At 71.9% G+C, this 18,396-nt stretch carries 18 protein-coding genes; 11 read left to right on the forward strand and 7 right to left on the reverse strand.

Annotated elements, in window-relative coordinates:
* Positions 1–1,970, reverse strand: a 1,970-nt coding sequence (locus M8C13_RS06380) for a S8 family serine peptidase (RefSeq protein WP_252479540.1), incomplete at its 3' end; no start/stop codon positions are given.
* Positions 1,971–2,101: 131 nt separating this feature from the next.
* Here M8C13_RS06380 and M8C13_RS06385 point away from each other — a divergent pair.
* On the forward strand, positions 2,102–2,971 hold the full coding sequence (locus M8C13_RS06385) for an alpha/beta hydrolase (RefSeq protein ID WP_308202769.1): 870 nt from the start codon (positions 2,102–2,104) through the stop codon (positions 2,969–2,971).
* 82 nt (positions 2,972–3,053) lie between these two features.
* Entirely contained in the window at positions 3,054–4,715 is a 1,662-nt protein-coding gene (locus M8C13_RS06390; protein ID WP_252479541.1) for a cytosine permease, read from the forward strand.
* On the opposite strand, the gene yidC is transcribed toward M8C13_RS06390, so the two are convergent.
* From yidC to M8C13_RS06405, 3 genes are read right to left on the reverse strand one after another with little or no spacing between them, the layout of a single operon-like run.
* Complete coding sequence (gene yidC, locus M8C13_RS06395; protein WP_252479542.1) at positions 4,670–5,341, reverse strand: membrane protein insertase YidC; 672 nt, start codon at positions 5,339–5,341, stop codon at positions 4,670–4,672. The two genes, M8C13_RS06390 and yidC, sit on opposite strands and share 46 nt — an antisense overlap.
* Before the next feature lie 33 nt (positions 5,342–5,374).
* Positions 5,375–5,635: a DUF6412 domain-containing protein gene (locus M8C13_RS06400; RefSeq protein ID WP_252479543.1), complete on the reverse strand. Its 261-nt coding sequence runs from the start codon at positions 5,633–5,635 to the stop codon at positions 5,375–5,377.
* A gap of 41 nt (positions 5,636–5,676) precedes the next feature.
* Complete coding sequence (locus tag M8C13_RS06405; protein ID WP_252479544.1) at positions 5,677–6,357, reverse strand: NIPSNAP family protein; 681 nt, start codon at positions 6,355–6,357, stop codon at positions 5,677–5,679.
* Positions 6,358–6,583: 226 nt separating this feature from the next.
* Here M8C13_RS06405 and M8C13_RS06410 point away from each other — a divergent pair, with 226 nt between their 5' ends.
* Entirely contained in the window at positions 6,584–6,751 is a 168-nt protein-coding gene (locus M8C13_RS06410; protein ID WP_252479545.1) for a hypothetical protein, read from the forward strand.
* 83 nt (positions 6,752–6,834) lie between these two features.
* Here M8C13_RS06410 and M8C13_RS06415 read toward each other — a convergent pair whose 3' ends face one another.
* Positions 6,835–7,341: an Lrp/AsnC family transcriptional regulator gene (locus tag M8C13_RS06415; RefSeq protein WP_308202770.1), complete on the reverse strand. Its 507-nt coding sequence runs from the start codon at positions 7,339–7,341 to the stop codon at positions 6,835–6,837.
* A 163-nt stretch (positions 7,342–7,504) separates the two neighbouring features.
* On the opposite strand from M8C13_RS06415, the gene pdhA reads away from it, so the two are divergent.
* The 7 genes from pdhA to M8C13_RS06450 all read left to right on the forward strand — a co-directional run bounded on the left by pdhA (position 7,505) and on the right by M8C13_RS06450 (position 15,728).
* Positions 7,505–8,590 (forward strand): pyruvate dehydrogenase (acetyl-transferring) E1 component subunit alpha, encoded by a 1,086-nt coding sequence (pdhA, locus tag M8C13_RS06420; protein WP_252479546.1) that lies wholly within the window; start codon positions 7,505–7,507, stop codon positions 8,588–8,590.
* A 3-nt stretch (positions 8,591–8,593) separates the two neighbouring features.
* On the forward strand, positions 8,594–9,583 hold the full coding sequence (locus M8C13_RS06425) for an alpha-ketoacid dehydrogenase subunit beta (protein WP_252479547.1): 990 nt from the start codon (positions 8,594–8,596) through the stop codon (positions 9,581–9,583).
* 29 nt (positions 9,584–9,612) lie between these two features.
* On the forward strand, positions 9,613–11,088 hold the full coding sequence (locus M8C13_RS06430; RefSeq protein ID WP_252479548.1) for a dihydrolipoamide acetyltransferase family protein: 1,476 nt from the start codon (positions 9,613–9,615) through the stop codon (positions 11,086–11,088).
* A gap of 95 nt (positions 11,089–11,183) precedes the next feature.
* Complete coding sequence (locus M8C13_RS06435) at positions 11,184–11,561, forward strand: PLD nuclease N-terminal domain-containing protein (protein ID WP_252479549.1); 378 nt, start codon at positions 11,184–11,186, stop codon at positions 11,559–11,561.
* 2 nt (positions 11,562–11,563) lie between these two features.
* Positions 11,564–12,109, forward strand: a complete 546-nt coding sequence (locus M8C13_RS06440; RefSeq protein WP_252479550.1) for a GNAT family N-acetyltransferase — start codon at positions 11,564–11,566, stop codon at positions 12,107–12,109.
* Positions 12,110–12,162: 53 nt separating this feature from the next.
* The gene (locus M8C13_RS06445; RefSeq protein WP_252479551.1) at positions 12,163–13,872 is read left to right on the forward strand and encodes an IucA/IucC family siderophore biosynthesis protein; all 1,710 of its coding nucleotides are present in this window, start codon (positions 12,163–12,165) and stop codon (positions 13,870–13,872) included.
* On the forward strand, positions 13,869–15,728 hold the full coding sequence (locus M8C13_RS06450) for an IucA/IucC family siderophore biosynthesis protein (protein ID WP_252479552.1): 1,860 nt from the start codon (positions 13,869–13,871) through the stop codon (positions 15,726–15,728). Before M8C13_RS06445 ends, M8C13_RS06450 begins: the two co-directional genes overlap by 4 nt.
* On the opposite strand, the gene M8C13_RS06455 is transcribed toward M8C13_RS06450, so the two are convergent.
* The gene (locus M8C13_RS06455) at positions 15,709–16,215 is read right to left on the reverse strand and encodes a VOC family protein (RefSeq protein ID WP_252479553.1); all 507 of its coding nucleotides are present in this window, start codon (positions 16,213–16,215) and stop codon (positions 15,709–15,711) included. The two genes, M8C13_RS06450 and M8C13_RS06455, sit on opposite strands and share 20 nt — an antisense overlap.
* Positions 16,216–16,322: 107 nt before the next feature.
* On the opposite strand from M8C13_RS06455, the gene M8C13_RS06460 reads away from it, so the two are divergent.
* The gene (locus M8C13_RS06460; protein WP_252479554.1) at positions 16,323–17,564 is read left to right on the forward strand and encodes an alanine racemase; all 1,242 of its coding nucleotides are present in this window, start codon (positions 16,323–16,325) and stop codon (positions 17,562–17,564) included.
* Here the strand turns inward: M8C13_RS06460 and M8C13_RS06465 are convergent.
* Positions 17,552–18,247, reverse strand: coding sequence for a helix-turn-helix transcriptional regulator (locus M8C13_RS06465; protein ID WP_252479555.1), 696 nt, complete (start codon positions 18,245–18,247; stop codon positions 17,552–17,554). The genes M8C13_RS06460 and M8C13_RS06465 overlap by 13 nt on opposite strands.
* Between the last annotated feature and the right edge of the window lie 149 nt (positions 18,248–18,396).

An 18,396-nucleotide genomic window follows, 5' to 3' on the forward strand; every position in this document is an offset into this window, starting at 1 on the left:
GAGATCCGCCAGCCGAAGCTGGTGGTGCCCTTGGCCCCGCCGGCGTCAGTGCCGGTGACGGTCACCGTGTAGGTGCCCGCCTTGGTCGGCGTGCCGGTGATCCGGCCGGCAGAGCTGATGCTCAGGCCCGGCGCCAGCCCGGCGGCGGTGTAGGTCAGCGAGCCGCCCGCGGTGCTGGAACCGTTGACCTGCAACGGACTGATCGCCCAGTTGACGAAGCCCCACTGGTCGCTGGGCTTGGTCACGGTGACCGTGCCGCCACCGCCGTCGGAGGTGATGGTCCAGCTGAACTTGGCGGTGCCGGTCTTGCCGTCGGCGTTGGTCACCGTCACCGTGACACTGCTGGTGCCCGCGGTGGTCGGCGTGCCGGAGATCAGGCCGCTGGTGGCGTTGATGGTCAGCCCGGCGGGCAGGCCGCCGGCGGCGTAGGTCAGCGCCTTGCCGTTCGCGTCGGTGGCCTTGACCTGCACGGAGGCCGCCTGGCCGACCTTGCCGGTCTGGTCGCCGGGACTGGTCACCGAGACCGGGCTGGGGGTGCCGGTCTCCACGGACTCCTTGGCGTCGACCAGGCCCTCACCGTAGAAGGAGTTCTTCGCGGTGGTGCCGGTGCAGCGGTTCTCCCCGGACGGGCAGGCGATGTCGTTGGCCTGGCCGGCCAGCTTGGCCCGCAGGTCGGCGGTGGAGGCGCCGGGGTTGACGCTGGCCAGCAGCGCGGCCACACCCGCGACGTGCGGGGAAGCCATCGAGGTGCCGGACTTGGAGCCGTACTGGCCGCCGAGCACGGTGGAGTACACGTTGTCGCCGGGCGCGGCCAGGTGCACCTTGTCCGTGCCGTAGTTGGAGAACGAGGACTTCACGTTGCTGCTGTTCACCGAGGACACCACGACCACGCCGGGCAGCTCGGTGGGCAGGCTCTGGCAGGCGTCGGTGATGGTGCGGTTCACCGGGGTGGAGTCGTTGGGGCTGGTGGTGTCGGTGGTCTTCTTGGCCAGGTTGTAGTTCTCGTTGCCTGCCGCGGCCACGTTCAGCACGTTCTTGCCCTCGGCGTAGGCGACCGCCCGCTTGACGCCTTCCAGGATCGCGCCCTGGTCGGTGTCGGTGGGGCAGGCGAACAGCCACGGGTCGGTGTAGTAGCTGTTGTTGGTGACCTGGATGCCCTTGTCACCGGCGAAGACGAAGGCGCACACGGTGTTCTCCGGGAAGAACAGCTGGGTGCCCGCCTCGGCCACGCGCACGGAGGAGATCTTCACCCCGGGCGCCACGCCGACCATGCCCTTGCCGTTGCGGGCCGCGGCGATGGTGCCAGCCACGTGCGTGCCGTGGTCGCCGGCCGGGCGCCAGGAACCCTCGCGGGTGTCCAGCTTGCCGTAGGCGCAGGAGGCGGACTTGCCCGCGTCGAAGTTCGGCTTGAGGTCGTAGTGCTGGTCGTCCACGCCGGTGTCCAGCACGCCGACGGTGACCGAGGCGGAGCCGGGGTTGACGTCCCAGGCCTTGTCCGCGCCGATCTGGGTCATGTCCACGCGGTTGGTCTCGGCCGCGGTCGGGGTGGTCTGGCTGGGCGAGGGCGGGATCGCCGGGTTGGCCGCGGCGGCGGGCACGTCGGAGGTGCGGGTCGCGCCGACCTTCTGGATGCCCTGCACCGCGCGGACCTTGGCCGCGAACTCGGTGTCGGTGGAGTGCGCCACGATGACGCCGATGGCGTCGTAGGAGGCGTAGACGGTGCCGCCGTTGTTGGTGACCGCGGTCTTGCCCGCCGCGACCTGGCTCGGGTCGGTGATCACGAAGTAGGCGCGCAGCCCGGCCTGCTTGGCCACCGGAACCGGCTGGGCCGGCTTCTTGCCCGCGATCTCCACCGGAGCCGGGCTCGGCGTGGGGGCGGGCGCGCCGACGGCGAACGCCGGGGCGATGACGGCCGCTCCGACGCCAAGGGCGAGGGCTAACGCCGTGCGCCGCAGGGGAAACCGTTTCACGTCAGGTCCTTTCCGCAGGGTAACCGGGTCGGAACGTAATCCGGGCCACACCGGGCTCGGTAGAGCGCATTGGCGACAATGGCCGGATCCCGCCAGCGGACTTACCGCCCTCAACGCCCTGAGCTGCGGTGATGTGGCCATTCTGTGGCAACACCCGGAAAAACCCACCCCGCCTGGCGCAACCCCCGCCCACCCGTTGGACCACCGGGCCGGCTGTTGACACCGCGCCCGCCCTCTGCCTACCCGCCGCCCTCAGCGTCGCCGCCCTGTTCGCCACCCTCGCCCCGGCCGCCGCAGGCGCCGAGGACAGCGACCTCCGCGGCCCGAAGCCCACCATCGTGCTGGTGCACGGCGCCTTCGCCGACGCGAGCAGCTGGGCCGAGGTCACCCAGCGCCTGCAGCGCCACGGCTTCCCGGTGCGCGCGGTGGCCAACCCGCTGCGCGGCCTGGCCCCGGACGCCGAGGCCGTCCGCCAGGTGGTCGACAGCGTCTCCGGCCCGGTCATCCTGGTCGGCCACTCCTACGGCGGCGCGCTGATCTCCCACGCGGCCGCGGGCGAGAAGGACGTCAAGGCCCTGGTCTACATCGCCGCCTTCGCCCCGGCCGTCGGCGAGTCCGCGCTGGAGCTCTCCGCGGGCGGCAAGCTCGGCCCGGACACCACCACGACCATCGGCAACGACGTCTACCTCAGGCCGGACCGCTTCCACGAGGTCTTCGCCGCCGACCTGCCCCGCCGCACCACCGCCCAGCTGGCCGCCGCCCAGCGCCCGGTCGACGCCGGCGCCCTGTCCGCCAAGGCCACCGCCGCCGCCTGGCAGCAGATCCCCAGCTGGTACCTCATCGCCAAGCAGGACAACGCCATCCCGGCCGGCTCCCAGCGCGCCATGGCCGCCCGCGCCCACTCGCACACCACCGAGGTCAACGCCTCGCACGCGGTGAGCCTCTCCCGCCCGGAGGCCACCTACGCCACCATCCTGAACGCGGTCCGCGGCACCCGCTGACCGGCTGACCGCTTCGGTCCGGAACCTGTTCGTCACAGTCGCGCCGCACCCCGGAAACACCGCGTTCCTAGCGTCCGCTGGCATGACGGTGGACGAGCAGGTCGCGCCGGCCCGGACGGACGCGGCCACCAGGGAGACCCTGGAGGACTACACGCTGCGGTTCGCCCCGCGCAGCTACCGCCGCTGGACGCCCGCGGTGGTGGGCGGGTCGGCGCTGGGTGGCATGGCGTACATGGCGGACTTCTCCATCGGCGCGGGGATCGGGCTGAACCACGGCACGCTCAACGCGTTGCTGTCCATCCTGGTGGCGGCCGGGGTCATCTTCGTGACCGGTTTCCCGCTGGCCTACTACGCGGCGCGGTACAACCTGGACCTCGACCTGATCACCAGGGGTTCCGGGTTCGGCTACTACGGCTCGGTGCTGACCAGCGTGATCTTCGCCAGCTTCACCTTCATCTTCTTCGCCCTCGAAGGCTCGATCATGGCGCAGGGCCTGCGGTACGGGCTCGGGCTGCCGCTGTGGCTGGGATATCTGGTGTCCACGCTGGTGATCATTCCGCTGGTGGTCTACGGGATGCGCACGCTGGCGCGGTTGCAGACCTGGACGAACCCGCTGTGGCTGGTGCTGATCGTGCTGCCGCTGGTCTACCTGGTGCTGGCCGATCCCTCGTCGGTGCAACGGTTCCTGGACCACCCCGGCAAGGGCACCGGGCAGCTGAGCGCGGCGGCGGTGATGCTCGGCGCGGGGGTGTGCCTGTCGCTGATGGCGCAGATCGGCGAGCAGATCGACTACCTGCGGTTCATGCCGCCGCGGACCGCGGCCAACCGGCGGTCCTGGTGGGCCTCGGTGGTGCTGGCCGGGCCGGGCTGGGTGGTCTTCGGCGCGCTGAAGCAGGCGATCGGGGTCTTCCTCGCGGTGTACATCGTGGACAGTGTGGGGCTGACCAGGGCGGTGGAGCCGATCGAGCAGTTCACCGCGGCCTTCCGGCAGCTCATGCCGGGCTGGCTGGTGGTGCCGCTGGCGCTGCTGCTGGTGGTGCTGAGCCAGGTGAAGATCAACGTCACCAACGCCTACTCGGGTTCGCTGGCCTGGACCAACTCCGTCACCAGGGTGACCCGACGCTACCCGGGCCGGCTGGTGTTCGTGGTGGTGAACCTGGGCATCGCGCTGGCGCTGATGGAGGCCGACATGTTCAGCTTCCTCAACGGGCTGCTCAGCTTCTACTCCAACTGCGCCATCGCCTGGGTGGTCACGGTGGCTGCCGACATCATGGTCAACAAGCACCTGCTGGGCCTCTCGCCCAAGGTGCCGGAGTTCCGGCGCGGCATGCTCTACGCGGTCAACCCCGTTGGCGTGGTGTCGTTCCTGGCCTCCTCCGGCATCTCCATCGCGATGTACTTCGGCCTGCTCGGCGCGGCGTTGCAGCCGTACTCGCCGCCCGCTGCGGTGCTGATCGCGCTGGTGCTCACCCCGCTGACCGCGGTGCTCACCCGCGGCCGTTTCTACCTGCGCCGCACCGACGACGGGATCGACGAACTGGTGCTGGACGCCGACGGCAACCCCAGCGGCACCCGCTACGACTGCGTGGTGTGCCGCCAGGACTTCGAGCGGCCGGACGTGCTCGCCAGCGCGGCCGGTGGCGTGATCTGCTCGCTGTGCCTGAGCACCGACCGCACCGGCGTGCACGTGCTGCCCGCTCAGCCGCGGACCACGGCGACCTCCTTGGGCACCACCGCGTCGTAGACCGCGCGCAGGGCGAGGGTCCAGGCGGTGGTGGTGAGCAGGTAGATCGCGGTGGCCAGCGGCAGGAACAGGCTGAACACCACCAGCGCGTAGGGCAGCAGGCGGGCCGGCACGCTGGTGGTGCCGGCGCGTACGGCGAGTCGTCCTGACCAGTGCGCGGTGGCGGCCAGCAGCAGGAGCAGCCCGAGGGCGACCAAGGGGTGCGCGCCGAGCAGCCAGGCCACCCGCTCGCCCAGTGGCGCGCCAAAGAGCTCGTGCTGGAGCAGGCCGTTGGGCTGGCCGGCCACGGTGTCGGAGAGGAACAGCCGGTACATCACGAAGAAGAACGGCGCCTGGGCCAGGGTGGGCAGCATCCCGGCGAACAGGGAGCCGCCCTCGGCCTGCGCCTTGGCCATTTCGCGCGCCAGCCGTTTCGGGCTGTCCTTGTGCTGGTCCTGGATCTCGCGCAGCCGTGTCAGCCAGGCCGTGCGCCGCCGCTCACCGCGCAGAGCGGCGAGGCTCAGCGGCAGCAGCAGGGCGCGGACGGCCAGGGTGAAGGCGATGATCGCGCCGACGGTGTGCAGGGGTCCGCCGAGTGCGGACACCAGAAGGTACGCGCCGTGCACGGGCGCGTCGAAGATGGACATGGGTGACCCGGTTTCGCTTGTGCGGTAAGGGATTCAGGCGAAGGCGCGGGTCACGCCGGGGGCTCGTGGACGGGGACGGCCCGGTGCGTCCGGGTCGCCGAGCCGCAGGTAGCGGTTGTCCGCGAGGCGGCCGAGCAGGTCCGGGGTCCAAGGCTGGCCCTGGGGCAGCAGGGTCCGCCGGACCTGGGCGAGGAGCTGGCTGGTGAGCAGGGCGGCGAGCAGCGCCACGACCGCGATCGTGGTCAGCAGCAGCGTGTCGGGCGTCCCGACCAGCGCCAGCCATACCCCCTGCACGCCCGCACAACGCGCGGGCGGCGCGCGGAGTTCCCGGCCGGTTACCGCAGCGCCGAGCCCGCCGTGGGCAGCAGCGGCAGCTCGGTCGGCGCCGCGATCAGTCGCTCGGTCAGCGCGCGCCAGGCCGTCGTCCCCGCGCGCTCCGTCTGGTGCGCGGCCAGCTCCCCGGCCGAGGCGAACCGGCTCAGCCAGAGGAAGGCGTGCTCGCCCTCGCGCACCGGCAGCCGGGGGAAGTTGTTGGCCGCGTACTCGGTGCTGAAACAGGCGAGTACCGGGCCGCCGGTCGCGGTGAGCATCGGCGCGAGCTCCGCCCGGTGGAACGCGCGGAAGTCCTCGGTCACCGGCTGGTCCAGGAAGCACAGGGTGGCCAGGTACACGCCGGGCTCCGGCCACGGCCCGCGCGGCAGCTCGCCGGTCTCGGGGCGCAGCAGCAGCACGTCGTCGGAGTCGACCATGGTGGCGTTGGCCGCGGCCCGGTGCTCGGCCCAGACCGGTCCCCCGTAGAAGGCGGTCAGCCCGGCCTGCCTGGCGGCCAGGTCGGCGAACCCGCGCAGCCACACGAACCGGTCGGCGTCCACCGGCGTCCGGAACTGGCCGAGCACCCGGATGCCGACCTCCTCCTGCGTGTCCACGAACTCCCGCTCGAACAGCTCGATGAGGTCGCCGACACGCCCCGGATGGATGGTGTACTGACGAAGTTCGATCACGGAGGGGTACGACATGCGGCTCCTTCGGTAGTGGAAGCCGCACGGTACGACCCTTTTGCTGCCATCTACCGTCAGGGTTTGGCGCGGATGAGGGTTTAAGTGCCCACGCTCAGTTACAAACTGTGAAGAAAATTGATGGAGCATCACCCGTTTGTTGGCCTCATTCCGTTGAGACCCAAGTCACAACGTGCGATCCTGTGACGCAGAGGGATCACCACAGTGGGGAAGGCTGTGATCGTCAATGGCGACCGAAGCAGATGCCTGGTCAACGTTGCTGGACACCTACCGACAGGCGGCGGCGCAAACGCTGAGCTGCCACTTCTGCGCCGACAACCGGTGCAGCGCCTGCAACCAGGTCTGGCCGTGCACCGCGGCCTGCGCCGCGGAGTTCACGCTCGATCTGGACTAGACACCAGCACCGACGCACCAAGCACCCGCGTCACCACCTGAGCCCGTCGCACCGGCCCGTCCGCCGCGGCGGGCTCCCGTGTCTCACCCGGTGAACCGGCCCACCTGCTGCTCCAGCACCCCGACCAGCGGCAACACCCGGTGCGCCACCCGGTCGTTGAGCGCGACCTCGGTCCGGGTCCGGACCACCCCCGGCGTGTTGATCATCCGCTCGATCACCGCCTCCAGGTGCCGGTTGTCCCTGGCCACCACCCGGCACAGGATGTCGCCCTCGCCCGCGATGGAGTGCGCCTCGATCAGCTCCGGGATCGCCGCCAGGCTGCGCGGCACCTCGGCGAAGCGCTCCTGCGCCACGTCCACGTGCACGAACGCCAGCACCGGGAAGCCCATCGCAGCCGGGGACAGCCGCGGCGCGTAGCCGTCGATGACCCCGTCCTTGACCATCCGGTCCAGCCTGGACTGCACCGTCGCCCGCGCCACACCGAGCAGGCGCGCGTACTCCCGCACGCCCGCTCTAGGCTGCTCCATGACCAGGCGGAGCACCGCCAAGTCGAGTTTGTCGAAGGACGTCGAAGACGACGATGTGGTCACTTGGCCCCTCCGCAGGACGGATCAGTACCGGTTCAGCAGGCGTGACCGGCGCCACGTGACTGTGCCATTGGTAAAAGATTTCCGCCAACTATTGAGCCAACGGCCACGTTTCGCTGAGATGGGCCACACTACTTGGCAGTGGAGCCGAGGAGAGGAGCGCGCGGTGACCGTCACCACGGACCAGATGGTCCAGTTGCTCACCCCGACAGGTGAGCGACGGCCGCACCCCGTGTACGAGGGGTTGATCGCCGATCTGGACGGCGCCGCCCTGCGCGGGCTGTACGAGGACCTGGTGGTCGTGCGGCGGATCGACGCCGAGGGCACCGCGCTGCAGCGCCAGGGCCAGCTCGGCCTGTGGGCGCCGATGCTCGGCCAGGAGGCCGCGCAGATCGGCTCCGGCCGCGCGCTGGCCGCCGACGACTTCGTCTTCCCCAGCTACCGCGAGCACGGCGTGGCCTACTGCCGGGGCGTGGACCCGGCCGACGTGTTCGGCATGTGGCGCGGCACCAGCCTGAGCTGCTGGGACCCCTACGACATCAACATGGCCATCCCGGCGATCATCATCGGCGCCCAGGGCCTGCACGCCACCGGCTACGCGCTGGGCCTGAAGCGGGACGGTGCCGAGGCGGCCGCGATCGCCTACTTCGGCGACGGCGCGACCAGCCAGGGCGACATCGCCGAGGCGCTCGGCTTCGCCGCCACCTACCAGGCGCCCGCGGTGTTCTTCTGCCAGAACAACCACTGGGCCATCTCCGAGCCGGTCGGCCTGCAGGCGCAGGTGCCGATCTACCAGCGCGCGGCCGGCTACGGCATGCCGGGCATCCAGGTCGACGGCAACGACGTGCTGGCCGTGCTCGCGGTGACCAGGTGGGCGCTGCAGCGGGCCCGCGAGGGCAGCGGCCCGGCGCTGATCGAGGCGGTCACCTACCGGATGGGCCCGCACACCACCGCCGACGACCCCACCCGCTACCGCCCCACCGGCGAGCTGGAGGAGTGGCGCGAGCGCGACCCGCTCAGCCGGATGCTGGCCCTGCTCCAGCGCGAGGGCCTGGCCGATGAGGACTACCTGGACAGCGTGCGGGCCAAGGCCGACGCGGTCGCGGCCGAGCTGCGCGCGGGCTGCCTGGCCCTGCCCGACCCGGAGCCGCTGACCATGTTCGACAACGTCTACGCCGAAGCGCACCCCCTCGTCGCGGAGGAACGCGCCCAGTACGCGGCCTACCTCGACGGGTTCGAAGGGAGCAACTGACCGATGGCGACCACCAGGATGTCCATGGCCAAGGCCCTCAACGCGGGGCTGCGCAAGGCGATGGAGGACGACCCCAAGGTCGTGCTGATGGGTGAGGACATCGGCAAGCTCGGCGGGGTCTTCCGGATCACCGACGGCCTGCAGAAGGACTTCGGCGAGGACCGGGTGATGGACACCCCGCTGGCCGAGTCCGGCATCATCGGCACCGCGGTCGGCCTGGCCTTCCGCGGCTACCGGCCGGTCTGCGAGATCCAGTTCGACGGGTTCATCTACCCCGCCTTCGACCAGATCGTCTCCCAGGTGGCCAAGCTGCACTACCGGTCCCGGGGCAACGTGAAGATGCCGCTGACCATCCGGGTGCCCTTCGGCGGCGGGATCGGCGCGGTCGAGCACCACTCGGAGTCCCCGGAGGCCTACTTCGCGCACACCGCGGGCCTGCGGGTGGTCTCCTGTGCCGACGCCGACGACGCCTACGGCATGCTCCAGCAGGCCATCGCCAGCGACGACCCGGTGCTGTTCTTCGAGCCCAAGCGGCTCTACCAGCACAAGGGCGAGGTCGACCTGGACCGCGCGCTGACCGCGCGGGAACCGCTGCACCAGGCCCGGATCGCGCGCAGCGGCACGGACCTGACGGTGGCCGCCTACGGCCCGGTGGTCGGCACCGCGCTGGCCGCGGCCGAAGCGGCGGCCGAGGAGGGCGTGTCGATCGAGGTGGTGGACCTGCGCACGCTGTCCCCGCTGGACTTCGACACCCTGGAGCAGTCCGTGCTGCGCACCGGCCGCCTGGTGGTCACGCACGAGGCCGCGGTGTTCATGGGCATGGGCGCGGAGATCGCGGCGCGGATCACCGAGCGCTGCTTCTACCACCTGGAGGCCCCGGTGCTGCGGGTCGGCGGGTTCCACCTGCCCTACCCGGCCAGCAAGCTCGAGGAGCACCACCTGCCCGACCTCGACCGCCTGCTGCACGCCACCGACCGCGTGCTCGCGTACTGATCCCCTCACCCGAGTCTTCTGGAGCGGAAGTGGCCGACCTCAAGCAGTTCAACCTCCCCGACCTGGGGGAGGGCCTCACCGAGGCCGAGCTGATCACCTGGCACGTGAGCCCCGGCGAGACGGTGGCGCTCAACCAGATCATCGCCGAGGTGGAGACCGCCAAGGCCGCGGTGGAGATGCCCTCGCCGTACGCGGGCACCGTGGTCGAGCTGCACCACCAGCCGGGCAGCACGATGGAGGTGGGCTCGCCGTTCATCACCATCGACTGCGGCGGCGAGGGTTCGGCCGCGCCCGAGCCCGAACCGGCCGCGGCCCCGGCTGAGCGGGAGAGCGTGCTGGTCGGCTACGGCGCGAAGACCACGACCAGCAACCGCCGCCGCCCCCGCAAGGACACCCCGGCCCGCCCGGCGAGCACCCCCGCGGCCCCGGTCGCCCCGGCCCCAGCCGCCCGGCAGGTGGCGGCTCCGGCCACCACCGCGCCCGCCGTTGGTCAGGCCGCCGCCGTGGCCACCGCTGGTCCGGCCGCCGCCGCGCCTGCTTCTGGCCCGGCCACCACGGCGGCCCCGGGTTCGCTCGCCGCGCGCAGCTCCCGTCCCGCGGCCAAGCCGCCGGTGCGCAAGCTGGCCAAGGACCTCGACATCGACCTGGCCACCGTGGTCGGCACCGGCCCGCAGGGCACCATCACCCGCCAGGATCTGTTGTCCGCCAACGGAAATGGCGCCCCCGCCGCCGCGGCCGCACCCGCCCCGGTCGCGCCCGTCGCCGCCACCGCAGCGCCCGCCCAGCCCGCCTTCGACCCGGCCGCCCGCGAGGACCGCATCCCGGTGCGCGGGGTCCGCAAGCTCACCGCCGAGGCCATGGTCGCCAGCGCGTTCACCGCGCCGCACGTCACCGAGTTCATCACCGTCGACGTGACCCCGACCATGGAGCTGCTCGCCGAGCTGAAGACCAGCCCCACCTTCGCCGGGGTCAAGCTCACCCCGCTGGCGCTGATCGCCAAGGCGCTGCTGCTCGCGCTGCGCCGCAACCCCTCGCTCAACTCGCGCTGGGACGAGGCGAACCAGGAGATCGTGCTCCCCCGCTACGTCAACCTGGGCATCGCCGCGGCCACCCCGCGCGGCCTGATGGTGCCCAACATCAAGGACGCCGACCGGCTCAGCCTGATCGAGCTGGCCAAGGCCCTCGGCGAGCTGACCCTGACCGCCAAGGACGGCAAGACCCCGCCTGCCGACCTGACCGGCGGCACCATCACCATCACCAACGTCGGGGTGTTCGGGGTGGACACCGGCACGCCGATCATCAACCCCGGCGAGGCCGCGATCCTGTGCCTCGGCGCGATCCGCAAGCAGCCGTGGGTGCACCACGACGAGCTGGCGATCCGCCAGGTCACCACGCTGTCGCTGTCCTTCGACCACCGGCTGGTCGACGGCGAGCAGGGTTCGCGGTTCCTGGCCGACCTGGCCGCGATCCTGTCCGACACCCGCAACTTCGTCGCCTTCGGCTGAGTCGCGCGGGGACGGCGGAACAAACGCTCCGTCGTCCCCGATCGTGCGATACTGGCACTGCTCCAACCGGGTGTCACAAGGGAAGGACGAGCGGAATGCCGTTCGTAGGCGTGTTCGGCCTGCTGCTGCTGGCCCTGTGGATCTTCTGCATCATCGACGTGATCCGCACGCCCGAGGGCGAGACCAACCACCTCCCGAAGATGCTGTGGCTGCTGATCGTGATCATCATCCCCACCGTCGGCTCGATCGTGTGGCTGGTGCTGGGCCGTCCGCAGGGCCTGCTCAGCAACGACGGCGGCGCCAGGGGCGCGAGCCCGAGGGCGGGCGGCCGATCCGCCGAGTACGACCGGCCGCGACGGCGCGTCGCGCAGAACCCGGATGACGACGAGGCGTTCCTGCGCAGCCTGCGCGAGCGGGTCGAGGAACAGCGCCGCGCGGCGCAGCAGAAGGACAAGAAGGAAGACGACCAGTAGTCGTGCTGCTGGACCCGGCCGGCCAGGCCCGGGACCTGGACTGCGGCCGGTTCACCCTGCGCCGCCTCGACCCGGACGCCGACCTCGGCCTGCTGCACGCCTGGATGAACGACCCCGAGGTGGCCCGGTTCTGGGAACTGGCCAAACCCCGCCCGGAGATCGCCGCCTACCTGCGCGACCAGGCCGGCAACGGCTGGTGCGCGCCCAGCCTCGGCCTGCTGGACGAGGTCCCGATGAGCTACTGGGAGCTCTACGACCCGCAGCGCGAGGGCCTGGCCGAGCACTACCCCGCCCAGCCCGGCGACGTCGGCCTGCACCTGCTCATCGGCCCCGGCTCGGCCCGCGGCCGAGGGCTCGGCGCGCCGCTGCTGCGCGCGGTCACCGACTGGCAGTTCGCCCAGGACCGGCGGGTCCGCCGGATCGTGGCCGAGCCGGACGTGCGCAACCTGGCCTCCATCCGGGTGTTCGAGCGCGCCGGTTTCACGCGGCGCGGTGAGCTGGACCTGCCCGGCAAACGTGCCGCTCTCATGATCCGCGACACCTGCTGAACGCGACCTCGCCCGTCTAAGCTCCGAACCGGATCACGACGGAGGAGAGGCGAATGGCGGAACCGGAGCGCAGTGCCGACGCGGTCGCGGTGCAGAACCTGGTGCGTTGCTGGTTGCGGGAGTTCCCGGTGGAGATCGAGGGCGCGGAGCTGTCGCTGGCGCTGCCCAGCCTCGGGGTCAGCGTGCTGGTCCCGCTGGAGTACACCTCCGCGGTCGGCTGGCACCGTTTCGGCCCGGTCCGCCTGCACACCGGCGCCCGGCTGGACGCCACCACACTGGCCGCGCTGCTCTCCTTCGAGGCGGCCGCCCGCCGCCCGGACACCGCGGTGGACAACGCCGGGTTCGTCGGCCGCGTGGTCGACTCGCGCAACCGGGTCGCCCGCCACCTCGCGGTGCGCGCCGGGATCGCCGAGGACGCCGAGCCGAACCCGTTCCTGCGCGCCGAACAGGCCGCCGTGCTCGGGCACCCGCTGCACCCCACGCCGAAGAGCCGGGAGGGCCTGAGCCCGGCCGAGGCCGACGCCTACTCCCCCGAGCTCCGCGGCAGCTTCCCGCTGCACTACTTCGCCGCCGACCCCTCGGTGGTGGCCGAGGACTCCGCGCTGGGCCGCCCGGCGCACGAGCTGTTCGCCGAGCTCGCCGGCCCCGAGCTGCACCTGCCGCCCGGCACCGTCGCGGTGCCCGCGCATCCCTGGCAGGCCAAGGAGATCCGCACCCGCCCCGGCATCCGCGCCCTGCTCGAGGCGGGCCTGCTGCACGACCTCGGCCCGCTCGGCCCGCACTGGACGCCGACCTCCTCGGTACGCACCCTGTTCCGCCACGACTCCCCGGTGATGCTCAAGTTCTCCCTGGGCATCCGGATCACCAACTCCAAGCGGGAGAACCTGCGCCCGGAACTGGCCCGCGGCCTCCAGGTGCACCGCCTGCTGGAAGCGGGTCTGGCCGAGGTGGTCACCGCCGCGCACCCCGGCTTCGGCATCGTCCGCGACCCGGCCTGGCAGGCCGTCAACGCCCCCGGCGAACCCGCTGAGAGCGGCCTGGAAGTGGTGGTCCGGGACAGCCCGTTCGGCGACACTGACCGGGTGGGCGTGGTCGCCGGGCTGATCGCCGAACGCCCCGACCAGCCCACCGGCCGCTCCCAGCTGGCCACCCTGGTGCACGAGCTGGCCGGGCGCACCGGTCGCCCGGTGGAGGAGATCGCGGGCGAGTGGTTCGACCGGTACCTGGAAGCGCTGATCGTGCCGGTGCTCTGGCTCTACGCCAGCCACGGCCTCGGCCTGGAGGCCCACCAGCAGAACACCCTGCTGGTGCTGGACGAACACGGCTGGCCGGTCGGCGGCCGCTACCGGGACAACCAGGGCTACTACTACTCCCAGACCCGCAGCCAGCGGCTGTACCGGTGGTTGCCGGACGTGGGCAAGGACCTCGGCACCTACTGCCCCGACGAGCTGATCGACGAGCGCCTCGGCTACTACGTCGGCATCAACAATGTGCTGGGCATGATCGGCGCCCTCGGCTCGGCAGGCCTGGCCGACGAACGCGACCTGCTGGCCACCGCCCGCCGCACCCTGGCCCGCCTCTACGCCGAGCACGGCGAGGACCTCCGGCTGGCCGCCCTGCTGCTGGACTCGCCGACCTTGCCCTGCAAGGGAAACCTGCTCACCCAGGCGCACGGCATGGACGAGCTGGTCGGCCCGCTGGAGCTGCAGTCGGTGTACGTGCCGGTGCCCAACCCGCTCGCGGTGCCGGGAGCCGTGGCATGACCGCCTGGCGGGCGGCGGGAAAGGCGTTGGTGGCCAAGGCGATCGCCGAGTTCTGCTACGAGGAGCTGCTCACCCCGGTCCCCGAGGCCGACCACTACCGCCTCGACTTCCCCACGGCCACCTACACCTTCGCCGCCACCCGCGGCGCCTTCGGCGCATGGCGGGTCGAAGAGGACTCGGTGCGCCGCGCGCCGCGCGACGACCCGCACCAGCCCGACCGCGACCCCAGCTCGTCCGACCACGACCCCCGCTCGTCCGGCCACGCCCACGGCACGCCCGACCGCGCCCCCGGCGTACCTGCCGAGGACCCGCTGCTCTTCCTCACCGACGCCCGCGCCGCCCTCGGCCTGGACGGCCCGACCACGGCCGAGGCGCTGCGCGACCTCACCGCCACCTGGACCGCCGACACCCAGCTGCTGGCCACCCTGCCCACCGCCGCGGGCCTGGCCGAGCTGCCCTACGCCGAACTGGAGTCCTGGCAGTCCGGCCACCCCTGCATCGTGCTCAACAAGGGCCGCCTCGGCTTCTCCGCCGCCGACGCCCGCCGCTACGCGCCCGAGCACCGCCAGACCTTCCGCCTGCCCTGGCTCGCCGTGCACCGGGACCTGGCCGCCTTCGCCGCGGTGCCCGGCCTGACCGCGGACACCCTGCTCGCCGAGGAACTGGCCCCGGAGACCCGCGCCGAGTTCACCGCCCGCCTGGACCGCGCCCGCCAGGAACAGGCCCACCCGGCCGACGCGGCGGACTACGTGTGGCTGCCGGTGCACCCGTTCCACCTGGAGAACGCGGTACGCCCGCTGTTCGCCCAGCAACTCGCCGAGGGCAGCGTGGTCGAACTGGGCGAGGCCCCTGACCGCTACCGCGCGCTGGCCTCGGTCCGCACCCTGGTCAACGTCGACCACCCGGACAAGCGCAACGTCAAGCTGGCGCTGCTGATCCGCAACACCCTGGTCTGGCGCGGCCTGCCCGCGGAGTCCGCCGCCCAGGCCCCCGAGATCACCCGCTGGCTGCACCGGCTGCCGCACCGCGACCCGTACCTGGCCGGCCGGATGGACCTGCTCGGCGAGGTCGCCTCGGTCGCCGTGCGCCACCCCGGTTTCGCCGCCGTGCCGGACGCCCCGTACCGCTACCACGAGCTGCTCGGCGCGATCTGGCGCGAACCCGCGACCGGCTACCTGGCCGAGGGCGAACGCGCCCGCTCCCTGGCCACCCTGCTGCTCACCGGCTCCGACGGCCGCGCCCTGGTCGCCGAGCTGGTTGACCGCTCCGGCGCCGACCCGAGGACCTGGCTGGCCGCGTTCCTGCGCGCGGTGCTGCCCGGCCTGCTGCACGCCTTGCACGGCAACGGGATCGCCTTCTGCCCGCACGGCGAGAACACCCTGGTGGTCTACGGCCCGGACGAGCTGCCGCGGCGGATCATGCTGAAGGACTTCGCCGAGGACGTGAAGCTGCGCACCGAGGACCTGCCCGGCTACGCCGACCTCGCGCCAGCGGCCAAGGCGGTGCTGCTCCGGTGGCGGCCGGACCAGCTGGCGCACTCCGTCCTCTCCGCCATGTTCACCGGCCACTTCCGTTTCCTAACCCCGATCCTGGACCGCCACCTCGGGGTCGGCGAGGACGAGTTCTGGGCGATGGTGCGGGCCGAGCTGCTCGCCTACCGCGCCCGGTTCCCGGAACTGGCCGCCCAGCACGAGGAGTACGGCTTCACCGCACCGGAGTTCGACCGGGTCAGCCTCAACCGCGAGCAGCTGACCGGCGGCGGGTTCCACGACCGCGCGGAGAAGGACGAGAACTTCGACGTCGTGCACCGCACGGTGCGCAACCCGCTCGCCGAGGTCACCGCGCCGTCGGCGTGACCAGGTCCGCCCCGGAGACGTACGCCATCGCCTCGACGAACTCCGGCAGCTGCATGCGCCGGTACACCTCCTCCTCCGGCAGGTCCTCGATCCGGGTGTGCAGCCACCACAGGTTGCCGAACGGGTCCCGGACCCGGCCGACCTTGTCGCCGAAGAACAGGTAGGTCATCTCGGTGACCGACTCCGCGCCCGCGGCCACCGCCTTGGCGTGCACGGCATCGGAGTCCTCGAGGTAGAGCCGCAGGTGCGCCGGGGTCGCTGGCCAGTGCGGCCGGGAGTCGAAGAGCATCACCACGGAGTCGCCGATGCGCACCTCGGCGTGCCCGATCGCGCCGGTCTCCTCGTCCTGCACCCGGCCCAGCTCGACCGCGCCGAACACCTCGGCCAGCCAGTCGATCAGCTCCGCGGTGTGCGGGCCGATGATCCACGGCGTCACGGTGTGGTAGCCCTCGGGCTGAAAGCTCTTGGCGGGGAACGGAACCGTCATCGTCATCTCCCTGGTCACCGGCGCTGGTCCGCGCCGCTGAGAACCAAGCTAAGGACCAAGTAGGAACGAATCGGTCCTAGATCGAACTCGGTCTAGGATTTTCTTCCGTGGACCTGCCGCTTTCCGCCGGAGGCCGACCCGCGCTCGCCGCGACGGCCGTCCCGCCACACATCCGGGCCGACCTGCTCGCCCGCGCCGGTAATCCACTGGCGCCGGTCAGCGGCTACGTCTACGACCCGGCGGTGGCCGCCGAGCGGGTCCGCGCGCTGCGGGCCGCGCTGCCCGGCTGGGCCAAGATCTGTTACGCGGTCAAGGCCAACACCTACCGGCCACTGCTGGCCGCGATGGCCCCGCACCTGGACGGCTTCGAGGTGTCCTCGGCCGCCGAAGCCGACCTGGCGCGGGGGGTGTCCCCGACGGCGCTGCTCGTCTCCTCCGGCCCCGGGAAGACCATGCCGACGTTGAACAGACTGCTGCACAACAACATCGGCGTGGTCAACGTGGAGAGCCGGTTGGAGCTGGCCCGGCTGAACCAGGCAGCCGGACTGGCCGGGCGACGGGTCGCGGTGACCATCCGGGTCAACCCGAAACAGGTCGAGGTGGCCGGTTCGCTGACCATGGGCGGCGCCGCCACGGTCTTCGGCCTCCCGGAGGATGAGGTCCCCGCGGCCCTGGCCGCCGCTGCCGCGCTGCCGAACCTGGACGTCGTGGGTTTCCACGTCCATGCCGTCTGTCAGAACATGGACGCGGCGGCCCACGCCGCCTATGTCCGGTGGTGCCTGGAGTGGAGCGCGGCGACGGCGGCCGAGCACGGTGTTGAGCTGCGCGCCGTCGGGGTGGGTGGCGGGATCGGGGTGCCCTTCGAGGGCGGTCCCGAGTTCGACACTATGGAGTTGTGTGAGCTGCTGGGTGCGATGGCGCCTCCTTCCGGGGTGGACGTGATCTTCGAGCCGGGCCGGTGGTGCGTCACCGACGCCGGGTGGTACGCGGCCGAGGTGGTCGACGTCAAACACGCCTACGGCACCTGGTTCGCCGTGCTGCGCGGTGGCATCAACCACTTCCAGCTGCCCACCTCCTGGGACATCCGGCATCCGTTCGCGGTGCTCCCGGTGGAAACCTGGCCGGTGGACTGGCCGCGGCCGGAAGCGGTGGACGTGCCGGTGACCGTGGTGGGTGAGCTGTGCACGCCGGAGGACACGCTGGCGCGGGACTTCCAGGTGTCGCGGGTGCGCGCGGGTGATCTGGTGGTGTTCCCGATGGCCGGTTCGTACGGCTACGAGTTCGCGATGCCGCACTTCCTCGGCCACCCGCCCGCCGAGCGGCGGGTGGTGCGCGGTCAGGCCAGCTGAGCCGGATCCAGGCCCAGCAGGCCGGACACGGCGCGTTCGCCTGCCGGGGTCAGGCGGACCGCGCGGCCGGTGCCGACCGGTTTGAGCCAGCCGCGGTCGCGAAACCGTTGGCACACTTGGGCTCCGGCCGCACCGGCGAGGTGGGTGCGGCGTTCGGTCCAGTCCAGGCAGGCCCGGACCAGCGGCCGTCCGGTCGGCGTGGACAGGTCGGCGCCCAGCTGCTCGGTGAGCCAGGTCCGGCCTTCGGCGGTGAGGCCGAGGCCGTCGGCCGTGCTGAGCAGCCCGGCGGTGGTCATGGCGTCGGTAATCGCCACGCCGAGCCGGCCGGCCAGGTGGTCGTAGCAGGTGCGGCCGCGGGCCAGGGAGGCCGCGGTGGTGCTGGCGCGCAGGCCGGCCGGGCGTTGCGGGGCAGGGGTGAGGTGGGCAACGAGACCTTCCAGGAGTTCGGCGGTACGGGCGTCGGCGAGCTGCACGTACCGGTGCCTGCCCTGCCGGCGTTCGGTCAGCAGGCCGCCGGACAGGAGACGGTTGAGGTGTTCGGTGGCGGTGGAGGGGGCGACCTTGGCGTGCGCGGCCAGCTCCCCTGCGGTCCAGGCCCGGCCGTCCAGCAGGGCCAGACAGATCGCGGCCCTGGTGGGGTCGGCGAGCAGGGCGGCGAAGGCGGCCAGCTCGGTCGAGGTCATGACCTCATTGTGCGGCCGGATGTTTCGGCCGCGACCGAAACGAACCGCGCCTAGTTTTTGTGTCATGCCTCCGATCGATGGCGAGTCCACTGTGGTCACGGAGCCCGCTGTGGTGCGGGCTGTGCTGATGGACCCACGCTATTTTGTGC

Source organism: Crossiella sp. SN42, assembly GCF_023897065.1.
In the GTDB taxonomy this organism is placed as follows: domain Bacteria; phylum Actinomycetota; class Actinomycetes; order Mycobacteriales; family Pseudonocardiaceae; genus Crossiella.

Coding starts and splice junctions, on each gene's coding strand:
- M8C13_RS06445 (WP_252479551.1), top strand. CDS start 12,163: ATGGCGGAACCGGAGCGCAGTGCCGACGCGGTCGCGGTGCAGAACCTG.
- M8C13_RS06385 (WP_308202769.1), top strand. CDS start 2,102: ATGTGGCCATTCTGTGGCAACACCCGGAAAAACCCACCCCGCCTGGCG.
- M8C13_RS06465 (WP_252479555.1), bottom strand. CDS start 18,247: ATGACCTCGACCGAGCTGGCCGCCTTCGCCGCCCTGCTCGCCGACCCC.
- M8C13_RS06435 (WP_252479549.1), top strand. CDS start 11,184: ATGCCGTTCGTAGGCGTGTTCGGCCTGCTGCTGCTGGCCCTGTGGATC.
- M8C13_RS06405 (WP_252479544.1), bottom strand. CDS start 6,357: ATGTCGTACCCCTCCGTGATCGAACTTCGTCAGTACACCATCCATCCG.
- M8C13_RS06425 (WP_252479547.1), top strand. CDS start 8,594: ATGGCGACCACCAGGATGTCCATGGCCAAGGCCCTCAACGCGGGGCTG.
- M8C13_RS06410 (WP_252479545.1), top strand. CDS start 6,584: ATGGCGACCGAAGCAGATGCCTGGTCAACGTTGCTGGACACCTACCGA.
- M8C13_RS06450 (WP_252479552.1), top strand. CDS start 13,869: ATGACCGCCTGGCGGGCGGCGGGAAAGGCGTTGGTGGCCAAGGCGATC.
- M8C13_RS06390 (WP_252479541.1), top strand. CDS start 3,054: ATGACGGTGGACGAGCAGGTCGCGCCGGCCCGGACGGACGCGGCCACC.
- yidC (WP_252479542.1), bottom strand. CDS start 5,341: ATGTCCATCTTCGACGCGCCCGTGCACGGCGCGTACCTTCTGGTGTCC.
- M8C13_RS06455 (WP_252479553.1), bottom strand. CDS start 16,215: ATGACGGTTCCGTTCCCCGCCAAGAGCTTTCAGCCCGAGGGCTACCAC.